Genomic DNA, 20297 nt, shown 5'->3' with positions numbered 1-20297 from the left:
CAGCGATCAACCCAGGCCGACTACCCGACAACTAACCTAAAGCCCAACCTTTTGACGCCGATAACCCGGCATCAATAGTTTCTGGCGATATGCCCCTCGCCCATCACCTTTTTCCACAGAAGGTTTATATGTCTTCCACCAAAGCCCGCGCAGATTCACTTTCGCTTCTGCTGTTTACCTTGCGCAGCGGCAAGCTGATGGCGATCAACCTGCTGAAAGTCAGTGAAATCATCCCCTGCCCGCCGCTGACCAAGCTGCCGGAGTCGCACCCGCACGTCAAAGGCATCGCCACCCTGCGCGGCGCGTCGCTGTCGGTGATCGACCTCAGCCGTGCGATCGGCGAACGGCCGCTGGAAGATCCGAACGGCGGCTGCCTGATCGTCACCGATGTCAGCCGCTCCAAACAGGGCCTGCACGTGCAGGCCGTGAGCAAAATCGTCCATTGCCTGACCACCGACATCAAGCCACCACCGTTCGGTTCCGGTGGCTCACGTGCCTACATCACCGGCGTGACCTCGGTGGACGGCACGCTGGTGCAGGTGCTGGATATCGAAAAGGTTATCCACAGCATCGCCCCGGCGCAGATCGAAATGGCCCCGACCGACCTGAGCATGGAAGACGCCGAAGTCCTCGGCAATGCGCGGATTCTGGTGGTCGATGACAGTCAGGTGGCGCTGCAGCAATCGGTGCACACCCTGCGCAACCTCGGCCTGCAGTGCCACACCGCGCGCAGCGCCAAGGAAGCCATCGACTGCCTGCTCGACCTGCAAGGCACCGCGCAGCAGATCAACCTGATCGTCTCCGACATCGAAATGTCCGAGATGGACGGCTACGCCTTCACCCGCACCCTGCGCGAAACCCCGGACTTCGCCCACCTCTACGTGCTGCTGCACACCTCGCTCGACAGCGCGATGAACAGCGAAAAGGCCCGGTTGGCCGGAGCAAATGCGGTGCTGACCAAGTTCTCCTCGCCGGAACTGACTCAACGCCTGATCGAAGCGGCCAAACACGTCGCGGCCAACGGTCACTGAGTCTTGGCGCAGACGTATTGTTTTTTGATGCGGCGCGATCTTGCCAAGGACGCGCCGGATGCGCTTTGGCCTCAAGGCATTGAACTGTGTACGTACTCCGTCGAACTCGCGCCGGACGTGCACGCCCTAATGCAACTCGGCTACCACGAAGGCGGCGGCAGGGTGCCGGCGCTGGACACTTGGCAGCAGCAATTCGAGACCGATCCCGAATACGATCCGTCGCTGTGCTTGATTGCCCGCGACGGCGAAGGTGTGGTCGGCGTGGCGCAATGCTGGACCAGCTCATATATCAAGAATCTGGTGGTGCATCCGCGCATGCAAGGGCGTGGATTGGGCCGGGCGTTGTTGCTCAATGCATTCAAGGTATTTCAGCAACGGCGCGAAGGGTTTGTTGATCTGAAGGTGCTGGAAGACAACCGGCGCGCGCAGCGCTTGTATGAAAGTGCCGGGATGTATGTGGTCCGCCGGGAACTGGTGCCGGACTGATCGACCGCTTTCGCGAGCAGGCCAGCACAGGCAACTTCCTTTCTCAGGCAGACTCCAACCTTGGCCACTCACGACCAAGGACGCCCACCATGAAAGTGCTCACCCTCAGCCTGCTCTGCCTCACCGCCCTCACCTCCCAGGCCCACGCCTCCAGCCCTGACGCTTGGGCCGCCTACGACAAAACCGTGCTCGCCAGTTGCACCAAGGCCAGTGGCCTGAAAAACGCCAAACCGGTCGGCACACCCGCGCAATTCGACGACCGCGTCGGCTACACCGCCGTGTTGCTGCAAGGTCAATACCCGCAAAAACACATGAAAGGCCAGCAGGGCACCGAGCTGTGCCTGTACAACAAAAAATCGAAAACCGCCTTCGTCACCGAGTGGGACTCGATCCGTCCGACCGGCAAAGCGCAGTGAGTGGCGCATAACTTGCTTCGATCCGCGCCTGTGCGGTGGTTTTCCGCCACCGTTTCACGCACTGATTGAAGACAGATCGCTCAATGAATACGACGTTTTCCTGCGTAGGCTGCGGCAAATGCTGCACCGACCACCATGTCCCGCTGACCCTGGCCGAGGCCCGCATGTGGGCGGCGGATGGCGGTCAGGTGATCGTGCTGGTGGAGGCTTTTCTCGGTAATGGCCTGGGTTTGCCGGCGCAGCAGCGAGAACATGCCGAACGGCGTTCAGCGCTTGTTCGCAGCGGCACGACAGACGCCCATGTGGCAATCACCTTCGCCGCATACAACGTCGGTCCCTGCCGGAATCTTGACGAAGACAACCTGTGCCGCATCTACGAGCGCCGGCCGCTGGTGTGTCGTATTTACCCGGCGGAAATCAATCCGCATATCCCGCTCACCCCTGCTGCCAAGGATTGCCCGCCGGAGTCCTGGCAACAGGGGCCCGTGCTGATTGCCGGGGGCGAGTTGGTCGATCAGGCGCTGGTTGAATTGATTCAACGCTCGCGCCAGGCCGATCGCGATGACATCGGCATCAAGGACGCGATCTGCGCGATGCTGGGGATTCGTACCACGGCGCTGAAGGGGGACGGGTTTACTGCCTACTTGCCGAATATGGAGGCGTTTGCGGCAGTGATTGATCAGGTGACTGCCCAGCCGTTGACGATGGCGCCGAGTGAGTGGGTGTTTCATCTGTCGGGCGATGATGTGGCCGGGCAAGTGTTGGCGGCCGGGGCACAGGTGGTGACGGAGCCGGCGCAGACGTATGCGTTTATTTCGTTGCGGGCGGCCTGATCCAGATTCTTTAGCGTCCGCCCGGACCTCATCGCGAGCAGGCTCACTCCTACATTTGAAATGCATTCCCTTGCAGGAGTGAGCCTGCTCGCGATAGCGCAAGTGAGCACACCCTCATTCGCGAACCTGCCGCCGCCCCCAGAACTCCCGCGCCAGCAACCTCAAATCCCCCGCCAGCCCCGCCACATCTTCGGAATTGCGCTGACTCTCGCGCCCCTCATCCACCGTCACCTCGCACGCCGTACGAATGCTGACGATGTTGCGGTTGATGTCCTCGCTCACCGCGCTCTGCTGCTCCACCGCTGCCGCAATCTGCAGGCTCATCTCGGTGATCTGCTCGACCCGCTCGCTGATCCCGTCCAGCGCCCGCGCCGCCCGCTGCGCCTGTTCGACGCTGTTATCCACATGCTCACTGCTTTGCTGCATCACCAGCACCGCGTCACGCGCGCCGTTCTGCAGGGTGCTGATCATTCGTTGAATCTCGTTGGTCGATTGCTGCGTGCGTTGCGCCAGCCCGCGAACCTCATCCGCCACCACGGCAAACCCGCGCCCGGCATCGCCGGCGCGTGCGGCTTCGATCGCCGCGTTGAGGGCCAATAGATTGGTTTGCTCGGCGATGCTGCGGATCACCTCCAGCACACCGGAAATTTCACTGCTGTGGCCTTCGAGCTGATGAATCACCTCGGTCGCCCGGCCAAGTTCTTCAGCCAGGCGCAACACGGCGCTGCGACTTTCACCGACCAGCCAATGCCCTTCACGGGTTTCCGTTCCGGCCATGTCCGCCGCTACAGACGCCTGCTGCGCATGACTGGCAACCTGCGCGACACTCGCGGCCATCTGGTGAATGGCCGCCGCCACCTGGTCGGTTTCCGCCTGCTGCTGCAGTGAACTGTTATGGCTGCTTTGCAGGTGATCAACCAGTTGCGCAGCGTGTCCAGCCAACTGTTGCGACGCATCGCCGATACGCCCGAGCACCGCGCCGACCTGCGCTTCGAGCATCTGCAAGGCGAACTCGATCTGGCCGATTTCATCGCGACGTCCGGTATACACAGACTGACTCAACGGATTGTCCGCAACGCTCCGCGCACGCTCGGCCAGTTGCTCCAGCGGGCACAAAATCCAGCGCAGCGCCAACGCACAAGCGCCGCTGCCCAACACAAATGCTGCCAGGTTCAACCAGGCAGAATCCGGCTGCAACCAGGTCTCGGCACCCAGCACAACGCCGAGCAGCGCACTGGCCAGCGCCGTGACCTTGGTCCGCACCCCCAACGCTTGCGGTTGCCAGCGCGTCACACGCTCGCCGCGCAACTGCGCGTACGCCAGCTCCGCCGCCGCCACTTGCCGCGCATCCGCCCGCGTGCGCACCGACTGATACTCCACCGCCGTACCGTTCTGCGTCACCGGCGTGACATAGGCACTGACCCAGTAATGATCACCGTTCTTGCAGCGATTTTTCACCAGCCCCATCCACGACCGCCCGCCCTTGAGCGTCTGCCACATATGCGCAAACGCCTGCGCCGGCATGTCCGGATGACGCAGCAGATGGTGCGGCGCACCCAGCAACTCATCGCGGCTGTAACCGCTGATCTTGATGAAGTCGTCGTTGGCGTAAGTGATCGCGCTGGTCAGATCGGTGGTCGAGAGAATGTTCGCATCCAGCGCCACATCGACATTGCGACCGGTCACCGGGAGATTGATCTTCATGAATAGCGCGCTCGTTTTATTGGAAAGAGTCGGCAGGGCTGCTGACTCTAAGCGCACCAATTGGTCAAATATTGATCTGGCTCAGGATCTGAGCACTTAGCCATCACTGCGACCGAAAATCGCAGTCGATGGCGCAGGGCGGGAATAAAACTCAGCGCTTGCCCATCGAACGACGGGTACCCGGCGGCGCCATGCCCGGGGTCTTGGTGTGGCCGTTCTTGGCGCCGTTCTTGTACCACGGCTGGTTCGAGCCTTTGGCTGCGGCCAGTTCGCCCGGTTTGAAGGGGAACTTGAAGGCCGGGATTTCGGCTTTGGTGTCGCTGGTATCGGCCAGTTCAGCCGAGACATCGCTCACAGCGTCGTCAACCGGCGGCAGGGTCGGGGAAGTCATAAAAGCTCCGGAAAGCAAAAAGTCGGGCCCGATCAGTGAGCCGCGAAGGCGCGCAGTATACCTGTGCGCCATGGCTCGGCACCTGAAGATTTGCAGCGCACGCCGAACGGTTTACAGGTAGGTGATGATCACGATGCCTTTGTCAGTCGATGTCTTCAGCGCTTCGTAACGCATGGAAATCGGCAGCGCCTGATGACTGCAAGCGTTGCGCTCAGTGTCGACATCGACTTTCACGCCGGGCTTGATTTCGATCTGGCGAGACTCACGAGCAGCAAACGCCCCGACCGGTCCGACCTGACAGCCCGAGTCAACGATTTGCCCGGTGAAGCGGATCTCGCCGGATTGACTGGCCGGCGCGGCGAAGGCTGTGAGTGGAACCAACAGAAGCACATACGGCAGAGCGGTTTTCAGCTTCATTTCAAGACACTCCCGCGGTGAGCGGCCCAGAAAACCCGGGCTACACAATGTTATCCGCGTGCTGGGACGGATCTTGAGAAGCATAGTTGGCAGATGGGTCCCGAATAGGGACTGATCGGTCCCTTTTTGGGACCGTTATACCGCCATCGCGCGCAGGCTCACTCCTGCAATTGGAATGCGTTTTAACTGTGGGAGCCAGCCTGCTGGCGATGAACGATGACGCGGTGTTCAACCCTGAGGATCGACCCGATCCAGCGCCCGGTTTACCGCAAGCTCGGCAAGCATGACGATCTGCTGGATCGCCAGCGCCGTACTGCGCTGCGGGCGACTGAGCTGATCGGCCAGATCACCGGCCATGACATTGGCTGAAGCCAGCGATTCGCAGGCATGGGCAAGCAGGCTTTCGGTGTCGATGTTCGGCTGGATGAGGAACATCGTACTGGGCTGACGCGGTTTGACCGGTTCGGGGCAGAGGTAGAAATCGAGAGCGCGCTTGATGGCTTCGCGGGTTTTGAGCTGGTCGTCGGCGCGGAGGGCGTCTTCGAGTGGGGTGGAGGGATCGTTGGGTGGATCTGGAACTGGCTTAGTCATTGGAAACCCTATTTTGCAAATGGGAGCCATCCCTTGCCGTTTCTCACGCGGCGAAGTGGGTGGCAGCTATGTGCGGGGTGAGAAACCGGAAAAATAGGAAACCGGCCAGACCGAAGTCTGCCCGCACATAGCCGCCATGAAGCATTTGCAAGCAGCGGACAAGCCGCCGGCAATTATGCGGACTGATGGACTGAATCACTAATTTTTCAGGGTTCTCACACCCGATCACCGAGTTGTCGGCGACAACCAAAGACTAGAGAGCGCACGTCCGACGGACAACCTGAAAATCTTGTGGGAAGGTTCTGATTATTCGACACAAATTTAAACAACCAGAAGCCAGCCCTCACCCTAGCCCTCTCCCGGAGGGAGAGGGGACTGACGGTGGTGTTTGGCAGAGCTACGCCGACGTGCGATACCGTGTTGAACTCAGGTTTTGAAACAGATCAAAAGCCCCTCACCCTGGCCCTCTCCCGGAGGGAGAGGGAACTGACCGAGGTGTTTGGCAGGGCTACGCCGACCTGAAATACCGGGTCGAACTCAGATTCTGAAACAGATCAAAAGCCCCTCACCCTGGCCCTCTCCCGGAGGGAGAGGGGACTGATCGAGGTGTTTGGCAGGGCTACGCCGACCTGAAATACCGGGTCGAACTCAGATTCTGAAACAGATCAAAAGCCCCTCACCCTGGCCCTCTCCCGGAGGGAGAGGGGACTGATCGAGGTGTTTGGCAGGGCTACGTCGACGTGAAACACCGAGTCGAACTCAGATTCTGAATCAGATCAAAAGCCCCTCACCCTGGCCCTCTCCCGGAGGGAGAGGGAACTGACCGAGGTGTTTGGCAGGGCTACGTCGACGTGAAACACCGAGTCGAACTCAGATTCTGAATCAGATCGAAAGCCCCTCACCCTGGCCCTCTCCCGGAGGGAGAGGGGACTGATCGAGGTGTTTGGCAGGGCTACGCCGACCTGAAACACCGAGTCGAACGCAGATTCTGAAACAGATCAAAAGCCCCTCACCCTAGCCCTCTCCCGGAGGGCGAGGGGACTGACCGTGGTGTTTGCGGGAGGTACGCCGACGTGCAATACCTCGTTGAATTTGGATCTTGAAAAGCACACAAATCGGCTCCCTCTCCCTCGGGAGAGGGCTGGGGTGAGGGGCAGCTCCACCACAAATCCAAAGCCGAGCACGCTGTGGCTCTTCACCACTCAACAGGATGAGCGTTAGCTCGGCTGTGGCTTTTGATCTGTAAGGCGACATCGGAAGGCTGAGTGGAGGGATTGATCAGGGCGTGGGAGCGCAGCGACCGTTTGGCGCAGCCAAACACAGCGAGAGGAGGTGCAGCGAAGCAAACCGGAGGCGCTGCGCCCGGATCGTTCCCGCAGCGAAGGAACCCCGAGCCCCAGCGAGCGGGCCGCACGTAGGAGCAAGCGTTTTTGGTTACTTTTTCGGCGCCTGGAAAAAGTGACCCGCCGTAAGGGCGGAACCCTAATCAGCAACACCCGCAGCAACGGATATATACACAACGAAACTGACAACGCTGACAGCTAGCCGTCACCCTACTGACCCGCAGACAGGTTTATAAAGACAACACACCTGCCCAAACTCCGTCCGGCGCCCACCCCGCATGCGAATCCAAAAGAACAAAGCCCTGCTAGCCCTAGTGATCGTCCTGGCCGCCGCAGGCACATGGTGGGCAATCAAACCCGCCCCGGCCAAACTCGCCACCCCCACCGCCATCCCCGTGCGAGTGATCGCGGTCAGCGAAAAAGACGTCCCCCGCTACACCAGCGGCATCGGCTCGGTACTCTCGCTCCACAGCGTGGTCGTGCGCCCGCAAGTCGACGGCATCCTCACCAAAATCCTCGTCAAAGAAGGCCAACTCGTCAAAACAGGCGACCTGCTGGCCACCATCGACGACCGCTCCATCCGCGCCAGCCTCGACCAGGCCCGCGCGCAACTGGGCGAAAGCCAGGCGCAACTGCAAGTCGCCCTGGTCAACCTCAAACGCTACAAATTGCTCAGCGTCGACGACGGCGTCTCCAAGCAGACCTACGATCAGCAACAAGCCCTGGTCAACCAACTGAAAGCTACCGCCCAAGGCAATCAGGCTTCGATCGACGCGGCGCAGGTACAACTGTCCTACACACAGATTCGCTCCCCGGTCACCGGTCGCGTCGGTATTCGTACCGTCGACGAAGGCAACTTCCTGCGCATGACCGATGCCCAGGGCCTGTTCACCGTGACCCAGATCGACCCGATCGCCGTGGAGTTCTCCCTGCCCCAGCAAATGCTGCCGACCCTGCAAGGCCTGATCAACGACCCGCAACACGCCCCGGTCAAAGCCTACATCGGCGCCGACACCGACGGCGAAACCGGCAACCTGCTCGGCGAAGGCCACCTGACCCTGATCGACAACCAGATCAACGCCAACACCGGCACCATCCGCGCCAAGGCCGAGTTCGACAACGCCAGCCAGAAGCTCTGGCCCGGCCTGCTGGTGACGGTAAAAATTCAGACAGCCCTCGACAAAGATGCGCTGGTGGTCCCGCCCACCGTCGTACAACGTGGGCTCGATCAACACTTCGTCTACCGGGTGAACGGCGACAAGGTCGAAGTCGTACAAGTGCAGATGGTTTATCAGGGCAGCGGCCAGGACATCATCAAAGGCGTGAAGGCCGGTGACGTGCTGGTGACCGACGGCCAGTCGCGGCTCAAACCTGGTTCCACGGTGCAGGTCATGAGCGAGCCGCCGCAGGTGGTGCAAGCGGAGCCGAAACCATGAAGGAGCACAAAGGCATCTCCACGTGGTGCATCGACCACCCGGTCGCGACGATTCTGCTGACGATTGCCTTGGTGTTGGTCGGCGCGATTGCCTTCCCGCGCTTGCCGATTGCACCACTGCCGGAAGCGGAATTTCCGACGATTCAAGTTTCGGCAAAGTTACCCGGCGCCAGCCCCGACACCATGGCCTCGTCCGTGGCCACGCCGCTGGAGGTGCAATTCAGCGCCATTCCCGGCATGACCCAGATGACCTCCAGCAGTGCCCTCGGCTCCAGCCTGCTGACCCTGCAATTCACCCTCGACAAGAGCATCGACACCGCCGCGCAAGAAGTCCAGGCGGCGATCAACACCGCCGCCGGCAAACTGCCCAAGGACATGCCGACGCTGCCGACCTGGAAGAAGGTCAACCCCGCCGACAGCCCGGTGCTGATCCTCAGCGTCAGCTCGACGCAGATGCCCGGCACCGAACTCAGCGACCTGGTGGAAACCCTGCTGTCGCGTCAGATCAGTCAGATCGACGGTGTAGGCCAAATCAACATCACCGGTCAGCAACGTCCGGCAATCCGCGTCCAAGCCTCAGCCGACAAACTGGCGGCGATCGGCCTGACCCTCGCCGACATTCGTCTGGCGATCCAGCAGACCAGCCTCAACCTGGCCAAAGGTGCGCTGTATGGCGAGTCGAGTATTTCCACGCTGTCGACCAACGACCAGTTGTTCCAGCCCGAGGAATACCGCCAGCTCATCGTTTCCTACAAGGACGGCGCCCCGGTTCACCTAAGAGATGTCGCTAACGTTATCAACGGTTCGGAAGATGACTATGTGCAAGCGTGGGCCGGCGATCAACCGGGGGTAAACCTGGTGATCTCGCGCCAGCCCGGCGCCAACATTGTGGAAACCGTTGACCGTATTCAAGCCGCCCTGCCCGGCCTCGAAGCCATGTTGCCGGCCTCGGTGCAGGTGAAAACCCTGATCGACCGCACCCAGACCATTCGTGCCTCGCTGCATGAAGTCGAGATCACCCTGTTGATCGCGATCCTGCTGGTGGTGGCGGTGATGGCGCTGTTCCTGCGCCAGTTGTCGGCGACGATGATTGTGTCGGCGGTACTCGGCGTGTCGCTGACCGCCAGTTTCGCCCTCATGTACCTGTTGGGCTTCAGCCTGAATAACCTGACGCTGGTGGCGATCGTCGTCGCGGTCGGCTTCGTGGTCGACGATGCGATTGTGGTGGTGGAAAACATCCACCGACATCTGGAGGCCGGCGACGATATGCGCGAAGCGGCGATCAAGGGCGCCGGCGAGATCGGATTCACCGTGGTGTCGATCAGCTTTTCGCTGGTGGCGGCGTTTATTCCGCTGCTGTTCATGGGCGGCGTGGTCGGACGGCTGTTCAAGGAATTCGCCCTGACGGCGACCTCGACCATCATGATTTCCGTGGTGGTGTCGCTGACCCTGGCGCCAACGCTGGCGGCGCTGTTCATGCGTAAACCGGTGCATCACGCCAGCGATAAACCGGGCTTCAGCGAACGCCTGCTCGGCTGGTATGAGAAAGGCCTGCGCCGCGCCCTCGCCCATCAGAAACTGATGATTGGTGTGTTTGGCCTGTCGCTGGCGATGGCGATTGGCGGTTACATCTTTATCCCCAAGGGTTTCTTCCCGGTGCAGGACACCGGTTTCGTCCTCGGCACCACCGAAGCCGCGGCGGATATCTCCTACGGCGACATGGTGAAAAAACACCTGGCGATGGCCGAAATCGTCGCCGCCGACCCGGCCGTGCAAGCGTTTTCCCACTCGGTGGGTGTGTCCGGCAGCAACCAGACCATCGCCAACGGGCGCTTCTGGATTGCTTTGAAAAAACGCGGCGACCGTGATGTCTCGGCCAGTCAGTTCATCGACCGGATTCGTCCGCAACTGATGAAAGTCCCCGGCATCGTCCTCTATCTGCGCGCCGGCCAGGACATCAACCTCAGCTCCGGCCCGAGCCGCGCACAGTATCAATACGTGCTCAAGAGCAACGACGGCGCAACCCTCGCGACATGGACCCAGCGCCTGACCGAAAAACTGCGCAGCAACCCGGCGTTCCGCGACATCTCCAACGACTTGCAATTGGGCGGCAGCATCACCCACATCAGCATCGACCGCAGCGCCGCCGCACGTTTCGGCCTGACCGCGAGCGATGTCGACGAGGCGCTGTACGACGCCTTCGGCCAACGGCAGATCAATGAGTTCCAGACCCAGGTCAACCAGTACAACGTGATTCTGGAGCTGGACACCCAACAACGTGGCAAGGCCGAAAGCCTCAATTACTTTTACCTGCGCTCGCCGTTGAGTGGCGAGATGGTGCCGCTGTCGGCGCTGGCCAAATTCGACGCGCCGACCATCGGTCCGCTGTCGATTGCCCACGACGGCATGTTCCCCGCCGCCAACCTGTCGTTCAACCTCGCGCCCGGCGTGGCACTGGGTGATGCGGTGATCCTGCTCAATCAGGCCAAGGCCGAGATCGGCATGCCGACGGCGATCAGCGGCAATTTCCAGGGCGCGGCGCAGGCGTTCCAGAGTTCGCTGGCCAGTCAGCCGTGGCTGATTCTTGCGGCGCTGGTGGCGGTGTACATCATTCTCGGCGTGCTTTATGAGAGCTTCGTGCACCCGCTGACGATCATCTCGACCCTGCCGGCGGCAGGTTTGGGTGCGGTGATCATGCTGTGGATCTGCGGCCAGGACTTTTCGATCATGGCGTTGATCGGGCTGGTGTTGCTGATCGGTATCGTCAAGAAGAACGGCATCCTGATGATCGACTTCGCCCTTGAAGCGCAGCGTAATGGAGGGCTGTCGCCGCAGGAGGCGATTTTCGAGGCGTGCATCACGCGGTTCCGGCCAATCATCATGACCACCCTCGCCGCCCTGCTCGGCGCCCTGCCGCTGATGCTCGGCTACGGCACCGGCGCCGAACTGCGCCAGCCGCTGGGGATCGCCGTGGTCGGCGGGTTGCTGGTCAGCCAGATGCTGACGCTGTTCACCACGCCGGTCATATACTTGTGGCTTGAGCGGCTGTTTCACCGCCCCAAACCAGTACCCACGGCGGCACTGGCGACCACAGACTGAGGCAGGGTCATGCGCGTTCTGATTATCGAAGACGAGGAAAAAACCGCGGATTATCTGCACCGCGGTCTGACGGAACAGGGTTACACCGTGGATCTGGCCCGCGACGGCGTCGAAGGCCTGCACCTGGCGCTGGAAGGCGACTACGCGGTGATTGTCCTCGACGTGATGTTGCCGGGCCTGGATGGCTTCGGTGTGCTGCGCGCGTTGCGTGCGCGCAAGCAGACGCCAGTGATCATGCTCACCGCCCGCGAACGGGTCGAAGACCGGATCAAAGGCCTGCGCGACGGTGCCGACGATTACCTCGGCAAGCCGTTTTCCTTCCTCGAACTGGTGGCGCGCCTGCAAGCGCTGACCCGGCGCAGCGGCGGCCATGAACCGGTGCAGGTGAGCATCGCCGACCTGTGGATAGATTTGATCAGCCGCAAGGCCACTCGGGCCGGTACCCGACTGGATCTGACCGCCAAAGAGTTCTCGCTGTTGAGCGTCCTCGCCCGCCGCCAGGGTGAAATCCTCTCGAAAACCGCAATTGCCGAGATGGTCTGGGACATCAATTTCGACAGCGATGCCAACGTCGTCGAAGTCGCGATCAAACGCCTGCGCGCCAAGCTCGACGGGCCGTTCGACGAGAAACTGCTGCACACCATTCGCGGCATGGGTTATGTGCTGGAGAGCCGCGGTGTCCAGTAACTCGATTGCCCTGCGTTTAAGCGGCATGTTTACGCTGGTGGCGCTGCTGGTGTTTCTGTTGATCGGCGGCGCGTTGTATCAGCAGGTCGACAAAGGCCTCGGCCTGCTGCCGGAAGCCGAACTGGACGCACGTTACAGCGTGCTCGAGTCGGCGCTCAATCGCTACGGCACGCCGGAACACTGGGTGAAGATCAACGCCAAGCTGAAGCTGCTGGGCGAAGAGGACAAACGCATTCGGTTCTGGGTGGTGAGTGGTGATCCGGGCTACGAATATGGTCAGCCGGATGCGCTGATCCGCGCCTTCGCCAAAGGCCCGACGGGCATGCATGACCTGCAGTTGCCCGATCATCCCTATCCGCTGAAAGTGCTACTTACCGAACTGCCGGCCAAGGATCAGCGTCCGCCGCTGCGCTTCATGATCGGCATCGACACCGAGACCTTCCACGAGACCCAGCACAACCTGCTGATCGCCCTGATCGGCCTGGCGATTGCCGGGGTGTTGATGGCTTCCGCGCTGGGTTACTGGGTGGCGCACATCGGCCTCAAACCGCTGATCAAACTGTCTCAGGAGGCGCAACGACTGGCGCCGCCACTGCGGGCCGGGCGCTTGCGGATGTCGCCGTTGCCGCCGGAGCTTGAGCAGTTTGTCGACTCGTTCAACTCGACGCTGGAACGGGTCGAACAAGCTTATTCGCGGCTGGAATCGTTCAACGCCGACGTGGCTCATGAACTGCGCTCGCCGCTGACCAATCTGATCGGCCAGACCCAGGTCGCACTGACCCGCGGGCGCTCTGCCGAGCATTATTTCGAGGTGCTGCAATCCAATCTTGAAGAGCTGGAACGGCTGCGCTCGATCATCAACGACATGCTGTTTCTGGCCAGCGCCGATCAGGGCAGCAAGGCGACCAGGCTCACCGAAGCTTCGCTGGCCGATGAAGTGGCGACCACGCTGGAGTACCTGGATTTCATCCTCGAAGACGCGCAAGTACAGGTGCACGTGAGTGGCGATGCGCAGGTGCGGATCGAGATCGCGCATTTGCGTCGGGCGTTGATCAATCTGTTGAGCAACGCGGTGCAGCACACCGGGCCGGGCCAGGTGATCGAAGTGCACATCGAGGTGGAAGAGCACCAGGTGAGCATCGGCGTGGCCAACCCCGGATCGCCGATTGCCAGCGAGCATTTGCCGCGCCTGTTCGAGCGCTTCTACCGAGTGGATGCGTCGCGCAGCAACAGCGGCAACAACCATGGTTTGGGGCTGGCGATCGTCAAGGCGATTGCGCTGATGCATGGCGGGGATGTGTTTGTGCGCAGTGATCGAGGGATGAATACCTTCGGGATTTATCTGCCGGTCTGAAAAGCCCCTCACCCTAACCCTCTCCCAGAGGGAGAGGGGACTGACCGCGTTGTTGTTCCGAAATACATCGACCTGAAATAGCCAGCCGAACTCAGGGTTTGAAAAGCATGGAGACCTGCTCCCTTCCCCCTTGGGACTGACCGCGCTGTTCTTCCAAAGTACGCCGACCTGAAATAACCAGTCGCACTCAGGCTTTGAAAAGCATGGAGATCTGCTCCCTTTCCCCCTCGCCCCTTTGGGACTGACCGCGTTGTTCTTCCGAAATACGCCGACCTGAAATAACCAGTCGCACTCAGGCTTTGAAAGCATGGAGATCTGCTCCCTTTCCCCCTAGCCCACTGGGACTGACCGCGTTGTTGTTCCGAAGTACGCCGACCTGAAATAGCCAGTCGAACTCCGGCTTTGAAAAGCATGGAGATCTGCTCCCTTTCCCCCTCTCCCCCTTGGGGGAGAGGGCTGGGGTGAGGGGGTGACTTTTGCTTCTGCTGTAACAGTCATTTATGAAAATCACGCTGTTTCCCAACGCCCGGCAACCTTATCTTTGCCCGCACCAAACAGCACTTGCCAAGCAAGAAGGTTTTCAAGATGTCCAACAGTATGGGTATTGCCAGCGCTTTCGTTTTGTCCTCGTTGATCCTGTCGCCGATGGCGATGGCTGAAGAATCGCAGTCGTTCGTAGCGCAGAATGCCGCTCGCGCTCACGCATTCGAACAGTCTCAGGCAGAAGTGATGGCCAAATCGCAAGACGCCACACAAGCCCCGCAGGCCGCCGCTTCCCAGGCTAAAGCGTCCGAGAAGGACAGCTGAGTCGCGCGCCGTTCCAACGTTTCCCTCGACGCGGTTGTTTGGCTCTTCCCGTTCAACCGTCGTCATTCCAGGCCGCTGATGTTCAGCGGCCTTTTTTCGTTGTGGTCTGAAAGCCATCCGGTTCGTCTGTAACAACAAGAAACATCCAGCCCCTCAAGACATTGAGGGGTCAGTTGACCCAAGGAGCTTTACCGCAAGTGCGTTACCCAGTCCGCTATACCCCGTTATTCATTGCAATCGCCGCAACGATTGCTCCCGCCGCCCAGGCCGACGAAGCGGCCAAAGCAGGTTTCGTTGAAGGCGCGAGCCTCAACCTCAACGCCCGTAACTACTACATGAATCGCAACCGTCTGCAGCAGACGGACGACAACATCGAGTGGGGCCAGGGGTTTCTCGGGATCTTCCAGTCGGGTTACACCGAAGGCACCGTCGGCTTCGGCATCGACGCGCACGCCATGCTCGGGCTGAAGCTCGATGGCGGTGGCGGCACGGATGGTTCGAGCATCCTCCCGGTGAGCGATGGCAACGGCAAGGCACCGGGCGCATTCTCGACTGCCGGCGGCACCCTGAAAATGCGTGCGTTCGATACCGAGTTAAAGGCCGGCGACCTGTTCCTCACCAACCCGGTGATCGCCGGTGGTGACAGCCGCATGCTGCCGCAGACCTTCCGTGGCGTCAGCCTGACCAACCACAGCTTCGACGGCTGGATGTTCGAGGGTGGCCAGGCCAGTTTCACCAAGCCTTACAACCAGAGCGGTCGCCAGCGCATCGGCACCTCGTACGGCCAACTCGCCGACGGTGACGAAAGCCGCCATCTGAACTGGGCCGGGGTTTCCTGGAGCGGCGTCGAAGGCCTGACCAGCAACCTGTACGCCGCCGAGCTGAAGGACATCTGGAACCAGTACTACTACGACCTCGACTACACCTGGACGCTTAACGATCTGGTCAGCCTCAACCCGGGCCTGCACTTCTATCACACGCAGGACACCGGCGACGCATTGCTGGGTGACATCGACAACAACACCTACAGCCTGCATTTCACCATCGGTATCGGCAGCCACAGCGTCACGGCCGCGTACCAACGGGTCAACGGCAACACGCCGTTCGACTACATCAGCCAGGGTGACAGCGTTTACCTCGACAACTCCCAGCAGTACTCGGACTTCAATGGTCCGAACGAGCGCTCGTGGAAGCTCAAGTACGCGTATGACTTCGCTGGTCTCGGCATGCCGGGCCTGACCTCGGCGGTGTCCTACTCGCGCGGTACCGTGGACCTGACCAAGGTCGACCCGGCCAGCAAAGGTTACGCCTCGTGGTACAGCGCCGACGGTCGCAACGCCAGGCACTGGGAGCGCGACATCGACCTGAAATACTTGGTGCAGAGCGGCCAGGCCAAAGACCTCGCGATACGCCTGCAATGGGCGACCAACCGTGGCGGCAACGGCTACGGCGCGATCGACACTGACACAGATGAATACCGTGTCATCATCGACTACCCGATCAACGTCTTCTAAGATCACCCCCAAAGTCAGGCGCGACTCGCACAGATCCTGTGGCGAGGCCGCTTGCTCCCGCTGGACTGCGCAGCAGGCCCCTCCGCAAAAAAGAGGGGTCACTAAGCGACCCAGCGCGAGCAAGCGCCCTCGCCACAGTCGATTCAGTGTTTGTGCAACTACGCTAACAAGATCTCCTCAACCGACAGCCCCCACCATGATCGCGAACCGTACCTCACCTGCGGGCAAGACCGGACGCCCCGAATTGCTGCTGATCTGCGGCAGTTCGCTGACGGTGATCGCGATTCTGTGCATCGTCACTTTTCTACTGATTCGCGAGCACGCCAGCGCTCAGGAAACGGCCACCCGTAGCGCAACCACCATCGCGCAGTTGATCGACGCCGACGTGCTGCGCACGGTCGAACTCTACGACCTGACCCTGCAAGGCCTGATCGCCGCCGCCCAACGCGATGACTTGCACGACGTCACCCCGCAGATTCGCCATCTGGCGCTGTTCGACCGCTCCACGGCGGCCCGCTTCAAGGGCGACATCCTGTTGCTCAACAAGCACGGCGATGTGGTCGCCGACTCTTCACGGATAGTGCCCAAGCCGGGCAACTTTGCCGACCGCGAGTACTTCCTCGCCCATGCCTTAAACCGCGACACCGGTATGTTCATCAGTCGTCCATTCAAAACCCGCTGCGATTGCGACGAGGCCAACCAGTGGCGCATCAGCTTCAGTCGGCGGATCTCCTCGGACACCGGCGAGTTCGTCGGCGTGGCGGTGGCGTCGATGAAGCTCGACTACTTCGATCAGTTGTTCAACAGCCTCGACATCGGCAAAGACAGCACGCTGAACATCATCAACAGCGACGGCGTCCTGTTGGCGCAGAAGCCGTATCTGCAAAGCGACTCCATCGGCAAGAGTTTCGGCAACCGACCAAACGTGGTGCGGATACTGGGCGACAAGGACGGCAGTGGCAGTTTCACCAGCACCTCGAGCATGGACCATCAGCAACGCCTCTACACCTATTCGCGGGTCGGCAATCTGCCCCTGACGGTGATGGTCGCGCTGTCCAGCGATGAAGTGTTCGGCACCTGGCGCCGTACCGCGATACTGATCAGTGGTGCCACCGGCGTGCTCTGCGCCGGATTACTCTGGCTGACCTGGCTGCTCGCCCGGGAGCTGCGTTTGCGCCAGCGCGCCGAGCGCGAGCTGGCGCAACTGGCCGCCACCGATGCACTGACCGGCGTGGCCAACCGGCGCATGCTCGATCAGTCGTTGCGCCACGAGTGGTTCCGCGCCCAGCGTTCAGGCCAGCCGTTGTCGGTGATGATGATCGATGCCGATCACTTCAAGGCGTTCAATGACCGGCATGGCCATCAGGCCGGCGACCGGGCACTGAAGACGCTGGCCAAGGTCATCACCGAAAATGTGCGGCGACCGGCGGATCTGGTGGCGCGCTATGGCGGCGAGGAGTTTTCAGTGATTCTGGCCGAGACCGATGGCCATGGCGCACAGCAGATTGCCGAGCATATTCGTCAGGCGGTAGAGCAGTTGCCATTGGTCGACGGCGCGGAGTGGCCGATGACCGTGAGCATTGGCATCGCGACGTGGACGGCGGCGAAGGAAATGACGCTGGAGCAGCTGTTGTTTGCGGCGGACAAGGCGCTGTATCAGGCCAAGGAAGGTGGGCGCAATCGGGTGGTGGTGGCTACCTGAAAGGTCTGTGGCGATTGCACCGGCGCCTTCGCGAGCAAGCTCGCTCCCACATTTGAAGTGCATTCCCCTGTGGGAGCGAGCTTGCTCGCGAAGAGGCCAGATCAGGCACTAGAGAAACCACAGGCATAAAAAAAGGCCATCCGAGGATGGCCTTCAAAAAACTAGAGAGGTTTTTTACTTACACTGCCGCAACCGGGCGCATGTAAGAGATCGGTGCGGTACTGGCGTCTTCGAACGTCACCACTTCCCAAGCATCTGTCTGCTCAATCAACTTGCGCAGCAACTGGTTGTTCAGTGCATGACCGGACTTGAAGCCTTTGAACTCACCAATCAGGCTGTTACCCAGCAGGTACAGATCGCCAATGGCATCGAGGATCTTGTGCTTCACGAATTCGTCTTCATAGCGAAGACCGTCTTCGTTCAGTACGCCATCGGCATCGACCACGATCGCGTTTTCAACGCTGCCGCCGAGTGCGAGGTTGTGCTTGCGCAGGTACTCGATATCACTCATGAAACCAAAGGTACGGGCGCGGCTGACTTCTTTTACGAACGAAGTGCTGGAAAAATCCACGCTTGCACTTTGGGTGCGGTCCCGGAATACCGGGTGATCGAAATCGATCTCGAAGCTCACCTTGAACCCTTCGAAAGGGACGAAAGTGGCGCGCTTGTCGCCGTCTTCCACTGTCACTTCACGCAGGATGCGGATGAATTTCTTGGCGGCGTCCTGTTCTTCCAGGCCAGCCGATTGAATCAGGAATACGAAAGGTCCAGCGCTGCCATCCATGATCGGGACTTCGGACGCGGAGAGCTCGACGTAGGCGTTATCGATGCCCAGGCCAGCCATGGCCGAGAGCAAGTGCTCTACCGTGTCCACTTTGACGTCGCCGTTAATCAGCGTCGTCGACATAGTGGTTTCACCGACGTTTTCCGCGCGGGCAGGTATCTGCACCACAGGGTCGAGGTCAGCGCGACAAAACACAATGCCAGTGTCGACAGGCGCAGGCTTGAGGGTCAGATAGACCTTCTCACCGGAGTGCAGGCCTACACCTGTGGCACGGATAATATTTTTCAGTGTGCGTTGTTTAATCATGGCTTGGGCCGCTTCAGCGCAAATTGCGAACTGGTATCAACAAAGGCTGGCGATGATAGCAGACCGAGCCTTTGCTGAACACCAATCACCTTCATAGCCCTGATACATTCCATCAATCAGCCTGACGACGCAGGAAAGCCGGGATGTCCAGGTAGTCCAGGTCATCTTGCGGATTCATCTTCGCGGCAGCCGCAGCACCGGCCTGAGCCTGGTTGCGCATGACGGTCGGACGGTCCAGATCACGGTAGTTCACCGCAGGTGCTTCCTGACGGGTCGGAGCCGGTTGTTGCACCTGAGCAGCCGCCATCGAAGTGTGAACGGTGTTGTCGATGACCTTCACAGGCTTCTCGATTTTCGCGCCCAGACCGGTGGCAACCACGGTAACGTGCAGTTCGTCGCGCATGTCCGGATCGATCACGGTACCGACCTTGACCATCGCGTGCTCAGAAGCGAAGGCTTCGATGATGCTACCCACGTCGGAGTACTCACCCAGGGACAGGTCAGGACCGGCGGTGATGTTCACCAGGATGCCGCGCGCGCCTTGCAGGTTCACGTCTTCCAGCAGCGGGTTGCGGATCGCCGCTTCAGTGGCTTCACGTGCACGGTTCGGACCGCTGGCGCAGCCAGTGCCCATCATCGCCATGCCCATTTCGCTCATCACGGTACGCACGTCGGCGAAGTCGACGTTGATCATGCCCGGACGCTTGATGATGTCGGAGATACCGCGAACGGCACCGGCCAGTACATCGTCTGCCTTGGCGAAAGCCGACAGCAGGCTTGCGTCTTTACCGAGGATGGTCAGCAGCTTCTCGTTGGGAATGGTGATCAACGAGTCGACGCTTTCGGAGAGCATGCGGATGCCTTCATCGGCGATCTGCATACGCTTGCGGCCTTCGAACGGGAACGGACGCGTTACGACAGCAACGGTCAGAATGCCCATTTCCTTGGCCACTTCGGCGATGATCGGCGCAGCACCGGTACCGGTACCACCGCCCATGCCGGTGGTGATGAACACCATGTTGGTGCCCTGCAGGACTTCGGCAATGCGCTCACGGTCTTCCAGAGCGGCCTGACGACCTACTTCAGGGTTGGCGCCAGCGCCCAGACCTTTGGTCACGCCGGTGCCCAGTTGCAGGATGGTCCGCGCGCCGATGTTTTTCAGCGCTTGAGCATCGGTGTTGGCGCAGATGAACTCAACGCCTTCGATGTTGCTCTTGACCATGTGGTTGACAGCGTTGCCGCCGCCACCGCCAACACCGATAACTTTGATTACCGGGCTTGCGGGGATGTTGTCTACGAGTTCGAACATTTTCCCTCTCCTTACATTCTCTAGTTTTTTCGCCTACTGCTGTTTGTTGCGGTGCATCTACTGCTATTGCGTGCCGCTTGAAGCTTGA

At 60.5% G+C, this 20297-nt stretch carries 17 protein-coding genes and 1 pseudogene; 11 read left to right on the top strand and 7 right to left on the bottom strand.

The features are described 5' to 3' along the window. Window positions 1-128 precede the first annotated feature (128 nt). From K5Y35_RS12835 to K5Y35_RS12820, 4 genes are all read left to right on the top strand, one after another. Window positions 129-1031, top strand: a complete 903-nt coding sequence (locus K5Y35_RS12835) for a chemotaxis protein CheV (RefSeq protein WP_025109268.1) — start codon at window positions 129-131, stop codon at window positions 1029-1031. Between the two features lie 27 nt (window positions 1032-1058). Further along, window positions 1059-1517: a GNAT family N-acetyltransferase gene (locus K5Y35_RS12830; protein ID WP_222834330.1), complete on the top strand. Its 459-nt coding sequence runs from the start codon at window positions 1059-1061 to the stop codon at window positions 1515-1517. An 89-nt stretch (window positions 1518-1606) separates the two neighbouring features. Beyond that, window positions 1607-1933 (top strand): hypothetical protein, encoded by a 327-nt coding sequence (locus K5Y35_RS12825; protein ID WP_123463177.1) that lies wholly within the window; start codon window positions 1607-1609, stop codon window positions 1931-1933. A gap of 83 nt (window positions 1934-2016) precedes the next feature. Beyond that, window positions 2017-2766, top strand: a complete 750-nt coding sequence (locus K5Y35_RS12820) for a YkgJ family cysteine cluster protein (RefSeq protein ID WP_186748523.1) — start codon at window positions 2017-2019, stop codon at window positions 2764-2766. Between the two features lie 114 nt (window positions 2767-2880). On the opposite strand, the gene K5Y35_RS12815 is transcribed toward K5Y35_RS12820, so the two are convergent. The 5 genes and pseudogenes from K5Y35_RS12815 to K5Y35_RS12800 form a co-directional block, all read right to left on the bottom strand. After that, window positions 2881-3984, bottom strand: a complete 1104-nt coding sequence (locus K5Y35_RS12815; RefSeq protein ID WP_410055926.1) for a methyl-accepting chemotaxis protein — start codon at window positions 3982-3984, stop codon at window positions 2881-2883. A gap of 204 nt (window positions 3985-4188) precedes the next feature. Further along, window positions 4189-4470: pseudogene (locus K5Y35_RS28185) on the bottom strand (PAS domain-containing protein); the annotation flags it as partial. Window positions 4471-4621: 151 nt separating this feature from the next. Beyond that, the gene (locus tag K5Y35_RS12810; RefSeq protein ID WP_123463171.1) at window positions 4622-4861 is read right to left on the bottom strand and encodes a hypothetical protein; all 240 of its coding nucleotides are present in this window, start codon (window positions 4859-4861) and stop codon (window positions 4622-4624) included. A gap of 111 nt (window positions 4862-4972) precedes the next feature. Further along, window positions 4973-5278: a type 1 fimbrial protein gene (locus tag K5Y35_RS12805; RefSeq protein ID WP_123463169.1), complete on the bottom strand. Its 306-nt coding sequence runs from the start codon at window positions 5276-5278 to the stop codon at window positions 4973-4975. A gap of 228 nt (window positions 5279-5506) precedes the next feature. Beyond that, window positions 5507-5869, bottom strand: a complete 363-nt coding sequence (locus tag K5Y35_RS12800; RefSeq protein ID WP_222834328.1) for a DUF6124 family protein — start codon at window positions 5867-5869, stop codon at window positions 5507-5509. 1621 nt (window positions 5870-7490) lie between these two features. Here K5Y35_RS12800 and K5Y35_RS12795 point away from each other — a divergent pair. From K5Y35_RS12795 to K5Y35_RS12765, 7 genes are all read left to right on the top strand, one after another. Continuing rightward, entirely contained in the window at window positions 7491-8648 is a 1158-nt protein-coding gene (locus K5Y35_RS12795; protein ID WP_222834327.1) for an efflux RND transporter periplasmic adaptor subunit, read from the top strand. Next, the gene (locus K5Y35_RS12790; RefSeq protein ID WP_222834326.1) at window positions 8645-11746 is read left to right on the top strand and encodes a multidrug efflux RND transporter permease subunit; all 3102 of its coding nucleotides are present in this window, start codon (window positions 8645-8647) and stop codon (window positions 11744-11746) included. The genes K5Y35_RS12795 and K5Y35_RS12790 overlap by 4 nt, the downstream gene beginning before the upstream one ends. Window positions 11747-11755: 9 nt before the next feature. Continuing rightward, the gene (locus tag K5Y35_RS12785) at window positions 11756-12433 is read left to right on the top strand and encodes a heavy metal response regulator transcription factor (protein ID WP_025109277.1); all 678 of its coding nucleotides are present in this window, start codon (window positions 11756-11758) and stop codon (window positions 12431-12433) included. Continuing rightward, window positions 12423-13787 carry a heavy metal sensor histidine kinase gene (locus K5Y35_RS12780; RefSeq protein ID WP_186748519.1) on the top strand — a complete coding sequence of 455 codons (1365 nt, stop codon included), beginning with the start codon at window positions 12423-12425 and terminating at the stop codon, window positions 13785-13787. Before K5Y35_RS12785 ends, K5Y35_RS12780 begins: the two co-directional genes overlap by 11 nt. Before the next feature lie 585 nt (window positions 13788-14372). After that, a complete protein-coding gene (locus K5Y35_RS12775) occupies window positions 14373-14594 on the top strand; it encodes a hypothetical protein (RefSeq protein ID WP_123463160.1) in 222 nt (73 codons plus the stop codon). Between the two features lie 197 nt (window positions 14595-14791). Further along, window positions 14792-16108, top strand: a complete 1317-nt coding sequence (locus tag K5Y35_RS12770) for an OprD family porin (RefSeq protein WP_222834325.1) — start codon at window positions 14792-14794, stop codon at window positions 16106-16108. A gap of 196 nt (window positions 16109-16304) precedes the next feature. Continuing rightward, window positions 16305-17810 (top strand): sensor domain-containing diguanylate cyclase, encoded by a 1506-nt coding sequence (locus tag K5Y35_RS12765; protein ID WP_222834324.1) that lies wholly within the window; start codon window positions 16305-16307, stop codon window positions 17808-17810. Window positions 17811-17988: 178 nt separating this feature from the next. On the opposite strand, the gene lpxC is transcribed toward K5Y35_RS12765, so the two are convergent. After that, a complete protein-coding gene (gene lpxC, locus K5Y35_RS12760; RefSeq protein WP_007916984.1) occupies window positions 17989-18900 on the bottom strand; it encodes a UDP-3-O-acyl-N-acetylglucosamine deacetylase in 912 nt (303 codons plus the stop codon). 112 nt (window positions 18901-19012) lie between these two features. After that, window positions 19013-20209, bottom strand: coding sequence for a cell division protein FtsZ (gene ftsZ, locus K5Y35_RS12755; RefSeq protein WP_123463154.1), 1197 nt, complete (start codon window positions 20207-20209; stop codon window positions 19013-19015). Between the last annotated feature and the right edge of the window lie 88 nt (window positions 20210-20297).

It is taken from the genome of Pseudomonas sp. SC3(2021), from assembly GCF_019856535.1.
Taxonomy (GTDB): Bacteria; Pseudomonadota; Gammaproteobacteria; order Pseudomonadales; family Pseudomonadaceae; genus Aquipseudomonas; species Aquipseudomonas monsensis.
The sequence above is the reverse complement of the archived record's forward strand: the minus strand, read 5'-3'. Positions and strand labels throughout refer to the sequence as shown.